The 5,195-nt window shown below is 74.0% G+C and carries 3 protein-coding genes; 1 reads left to right on the forward strand and 2 read right to left on the reverse strand.

The annotated features are described in order from the left end of the window. Positions 1-2,731, forward strand: a 2,731-nt coding sequence (locus J5F18_RS12480) for a proton-conducting transporter membrane subunit (RefSeq protein WP_346298943.1), incomplete at its 5' end; no start/stop codon positions are given. A 166-nt stretch (positions 2,732-2,897) separates the two neighbouring features. Here J5F18_RS12480 and J5F18_RS12485 read toward each other — a convergent pair. Together J5F18_RS12485 and hrpB are read right to left on the reverse strand one after the other, a co-directional pair. Continuing rightward, entirely contained in the window at positions 2,898-3,206 is a 309-nt protein-coding gene (locus J5F18_RS12485) for a nucleotidyltransferase domain-containing protein (protein WP_346298944.1), read from the reverse strand. A gap of 43 nt (positions 3,207-3,249) precedes the next feature. Next, on the reverse strand, positions 3,250-5,195 hold a 1,946-nt coding region (gene hrpB / locus J5F18_RS12490), incomplete at its 5' end, for an ATP-dependent helicase HrpB (protein ID WP_346298945.1).

Genomic DNA, 5,195 nt, shown 5'->3' on the forward strand with positions numbered 1-5,195 from the left:
GGGGGGCTGGGCGCCGCCGCTGGGCATCGCCTGGTGGCTGGACACGCCGAGCAGGCAGCTGCTCGCCATGACCAGCCTGCTGATGGGGCTGGCCAGCCTGGCGCTGCTCACCGAGTCGGGCCGCCGCGATGACCGCTACCTGTGGTGCCTGTGGTGGCTGCTGTGGGCGGCCCTCAATGCCGTGCTGCTCTCACGGGACCTCTTGAACCTCTACGTGGCCCTGGAGCTGCTGTCGCTGGCGGCAGTGGGCCTGGTCAGCCGCTCCCGGGAGGACCCCTTCCACGTGGCGGCGCTGCGCTACCTGATGGCCTCGCTGCTGGGCTCGCTGCTCTACCTGCTGGGGGTGGCCCTGCTCTACGGGCAGAGCGGCCTTCTCGACCTGGCGCTGCTGGCCGAGGCCCTCGAGGATGGCCCCGCGGCCCGGCTGGCCGCCCTGGCGATCACCCTGGGGCTGATGATCAAGGCCGCCCTGGTGCCCCTGCACGGCTGGCTGCCCGCGGCCCACTCGCGCGCCGGGGCACCGGTCAGCGCCCTGCTCTCCGGTGCCGTGGTGGCCGCCGCCCTGCTGGTGCTGTGGCGGCTCTGGCTGGGGCCCTTCAGCGAGCTCGGCAGCCTGATGCGCCAGGCCCTGGCCGCCCTCGGCGCCCTGGCCCTGGTGTGGGGCGGGATCCAGGCCCTCCTGCAGAGCCGCCTGAAGCTGGTGATCGCCTGGTCGACCCTCTCCCAGAGCGGCTACGCGCTGCTGCTGCCGGCCCTGGCCGGCAGCCAGGCCTGGCAGGGGCTCGGCCCCCGCGGCGCGCTCTGGCTGCTGGTGGCCCACGGCCTGGCCAAGGGCGGGCTCTTCCTGGCCGCCGGCCACCTGCAACAGCGCGTCGGCCACGACCGTCTGGCGGGGCTGGCCGGCAGCGCGCGACGCCAGCCGCTGATCTGGGCCGCCATCGCCCTGGGCGGGCTCTCCCTGGTGGGCATCCCGCCCAGCGGCGGCTTCCTGGGCAAGTGGTGGCTGCTGCATGCCGCCCTGGAGGCCGAACTGTGGCTCCTGGCCGGCGTGATGCTGCTGGGCACCCTGCTCACCGCCGCCTGGCTATGGCGGATCCTGTCGATTGCGTTGGCGCCTGAAGGCGCTCGGTTTCTGCCCCCCACCGCCTGGCCGAGGAGCTGGCGGGAGGTGTCACCGGCGCTGCTGCTGGTCGGGCTGGCCTGGCTCGCGGGCCTCGCCGCCCTGGCCGGCGCCCCCGACCTCACCCTGGCCGCGCCGCGCCTGGAAGCCGAGCGGCTCCCCTGGCTGCTGCCGGCGCTGCTGCTCTGGCCGCTGGCCCTGGCCGCCGCCAGGTCGGGCACCCCGGCCGGCGCGATCACCGGCTCCCCCCCGGGCCTGGCGGCCCTGCTCGGGCTCACCGCCGCGGCCCATCTCCTCACCCTCACCGCCGGCGAACTGCTCACCTTCTACCTGGGTGCCGCCTGGCTGGGGCTGGCCGGCTGGGGGCTGGTCTGGCTGGGCGGAAGCCCCGGCGCGCGCCGTGCCGCCGCGGGGTATCTGGCCATGATGCTGCTCGCCGAGGTGAGCCTGCTGCTGGGCCTGACCCTGGCCTGGCAGGCCTCGCCGTCGCTGGCCTTTCCTGCCCTCGCCGAAGCGGGGCTGCCGGGCCCGGCGCTGGCGGCCCTGGGCCTGGGCCTGGCCATCAAGGCGGGGGCCATCGGCGTTCACGCCTGGCTGCCCCTGGCACATCCGGTCGCCCCGCCGCTGGCCAGCGCTGTGCTCTCGGGGCTGATGATCAAGGTGGGGCTGCTGGGCGGAGTGCTGCTGCTTGGCGACGACGCCGCACCCGCCGGTGGGCTTCTGGTGGCGGCGGGCCTGGCCGGCGCCCTCTATGGCGCCGGGCGGGGCCTGGTTCAGGCCGCCCCCAAGCCGCTTCTGGCCTGGTCCAGCGTCAGCCAGATGGGCCTCGCCACCGCTTTGCTCGGGCTGCACCTGATGGGCAGCCCCGCCGCCCTGCCGGCCCTGCTGGGGCTGATCGCCGCCCACGCCCTCGCCAAGGCGGCGCTCTTCCTGGGCGCGGGACTGATCGCCCGCAGCGCGGCGCGGCGTGGCCTCGTGCTTGGCGCCCTGGTGCTGCCGGCCCTGACCCTGGCGGGGCTGCCCCCCTGGGGCGGGATGACCGTGAAGATGGGCCTGGAAGCGGCCCTGGGCGAGGCGGCGCTGCCCGCCTGGCCGGCGACCCTGAGCGGGGCACTGACGAGCCTGCTGATGTTGCGGCTCTTCTGGTTGCTTCCCCGGCTCGACCGGCCCACGCAGAGCGCGACACCGCCCGGTTGGCTGACGGCGGCGCTCTGGGGCCTGGGGGCGCTGGCGGCCCTGCTGCCCTGGGTCTGGAGCGGCATGCCCTGGCCCCATCTCGCCACGCCGGGTGCCTGGCTCACGGCGCTGCTGCCAGCGCTGGCGGCCCTGGCCCTGGGGCTCGCTCTGACTGCGGCGGGCCGACGCCTGGCTGATGCCCTGGCCCGCCTTCGGCGTCTGCCTGGGGCTCACCGCCCTGCTGCTGGGGCTGGCCGGACTGGCGTAACGAAGACGTTAATCCAGAAGCTGATTCAGCTGCCGGTAGAGAGCGGGAAGGTTTCCCTCCACCACGCCCCAGACGATTCGCGGATCCACCACCGCATAGCCGTGGATGAGCATATTGCGAAAGGCCACCATCCGTGGAAGGTCGGAAAGCTGTCCGGCAACCCTTGAGTCCACCCTTGAAAGCTGGCTGGCCGCTTCGCCGATGATCTCGAACTGGCGCTCCACGGCGGACTGGAGGAGCTCGTCTTCCAGATAGTGCACAAAGGTCTTGCCGGCAGTGAAACGAAGGATGCGTTCGACGGCGATACGCATATCGTGGAGATACTTTCGCGGATCACGCTGCATAGAGCAGCGCCTCACTCTCCCTGACACTGTCACGAAGCCAGGGGTTGGAGAGCGCATGGGGAGTGACCAGGTCCACCGGCCGGCCCAGGCGAGTCTCCAGCGCTTCCTTGAGTGAAAAGAAGGCCTCCGCAACCTCGACCGGCGCCATGGAAGCATCGAACTCCACCAGGAAGTCCACGTCGCTGGACTCCCCGAAAGCTCCTTCAACCGCCGAACCAAACGCCGAGAGGCGGCTGACGCCATGGCAACGACACAGCGCTTGAATATCCTCCTTGGCGTGCTCCAGCAGGTCGATCATACGCCCCCCCTGAGAAGTGACGGCTACCTATCAAGCTTAACACTCATGAGCGCCGCTTGGTGCGGGCGGTGGCCTCGGCGGTGGTGGGATCTTCCGGCCAGGGGTGCCTGGGGTAGCGGCCGCGCATCTCGCGGCGCACCTCCGGGTAGCCGTTGGCCCAGAAGCTCGCGAGATCCGCCGTCACCTGCAGCGGGCGGCGCGCCGGGGAAAGCAGGTGCAGCAGCACCGCCTCGCACCCGTCGGCGATCCGAGGCGAGGCCTGCCAGCCGAAGCACTCCTGCAGCTTCACCGCCAGCACCGGCGGCTTGCCCTCGAGACAGGGCGCATAGTCCACCCGGTGGCTGGCGCCGCTGGGCACCGGGAGCCGCGCCGGGGCCAGCTCGTCGAGGCGGGCGCGAAGCGGCCAGTCGAGGGTGTCGAGCAGCAGGCGCGCCAGGGGCAGGCGCTCCACCGCGTCGAGCCGGGTGATGTTCTCCATGTGTGGGGCGAGCCAGGCCTCGAGGCTCGCCAGCAGGGCCTCGTCGGACCAGTCGGGCCACGCCGCCTGCCCATCGGCGCCCAGTGTTCGGCGCAGCAGTGCCACCCGTCCCTGCAGCTGGGTCAGGGCGTCATCCCGGGGTAGCCCCCGGCGGTGCAGCGCCTCGAGCAGCGCCGCCCTCACCGCCTCGGCCGGCGGCCGGGCCAGCGGCCGTCGCTCCAGCACTACGGCGCCCAGGCCGCGCACCTGCTCGCCGATCAGGCGGCCCTCGGCATCGGACCACTCGAGACTCGCCCGCCACTCGCCGCACTCGGGGTAGAGCGCCTCCAGGCGGTCGCGGCCCAACGCCACGGCGCGAAAGATCCGCGCCCCGCTCGCCTCGCCGTCGAGCTCTACCGCCACCAGCAGCGCGGCGTGGGCCAGGGGGTGGGTCTCCGGCAGGGTCGCCAGGCCCCCGCCGGCCAGGCGAAAGCGGCCCGGGGCGTCCAGGCGCTGGGCGACGCGCTCCGGATAGGCCAGCGCCAGCAGCTCACCGACGGGGGCCAGACCTGCCACCTTGAGGCTCACCCGGGCGATACGGGCCAGCCGCTCGGCGTCCCGCTGCCACTGGCGGTGCTCCCGCGGCGCCTGGAGCCGCACCCGCAGGGCCTGCTCAAGGTCCCGCTCGTCGTCCAGGCCGCGCCCTTCGAGCAGCGCCACCAGGGCGCAGGCCAGCGGCAGCGCGTCAAGCGCTCGGGCACGCTCCAGCATGGCCGCGAGACGCGGATGGGTGGGCCAGCGGGCGGCCCGGCGACCCAGCTCGGTGAGGTGGTGCTCGGCATCCAGCAGCCCCAGGCGCCCGAGCAGCTCGCGCCCTGCGGAAAGCGCCGCGGTGGGGGGCGGGGTCACCCAGGCGAGGCTACCCGGGTCAGTCACGCCCCAGCGGGCCAGCTCTAAGGCGAGCGGGGCGAGGTCGGCCTGGCGCATCTCGGGCTCGCCGTGGGGGACGAGCGGCCGCTCCTCGGCCCAGAGCCGCAGGCAGAGGCCGGGGCCCTGGCGGCCGGCGCGGCCCCGGCGCTGGTCGGCACTGGCGCGGTTGACGCGGCGCGTCTCCAGGCGGGTCAGGCCGCTGCGGGGCTGGAACACCGGCACCCGCTCCTGGCCGGCGTCCATCACCAAGCGTACGCCGTCCACGGTGACGCTGGACTCGGCGATGGCGGTAGCGAGCACCACGCGCCGGCGCCCCTCGGGGTCGGGGCGCAGGGCGCGGCGCTGAGCCTCGAGCGGCAGGCGGCCGTGGAGCTCCATGACGGCAAGCTCGGGCGACCGGTTCGACAGCTCCCGAGCCAGGCGGCGGATCTCCGCCACCCCGGGGAGGATCACCAGGGCGTCGCCCTCCTGCTGCCCCATGGCGTCGAGTAGCGCCCGGGCCTGCTGAGGGGCGGCCTCCTCCCGGGCGTTGAGGGCGCGGTAGCGGGTCGCGACGGGAAAGGTGCGCCCCGGGCAGTCGATCACCGGGGTGCCCTCGCCCA

Source organism: Halomonas sp. BM-2019 (assembly GCF_017584085.1).

Coding starts and splice junctions, on each gene's coding strand:
- J5F18_RS12485 (WP_346298944.1), bottom strand. CDS start 3,206: ATGATCGACCTGCTGGAGCACGCCAAGGAGGATATTCAAGCGCTGTGT.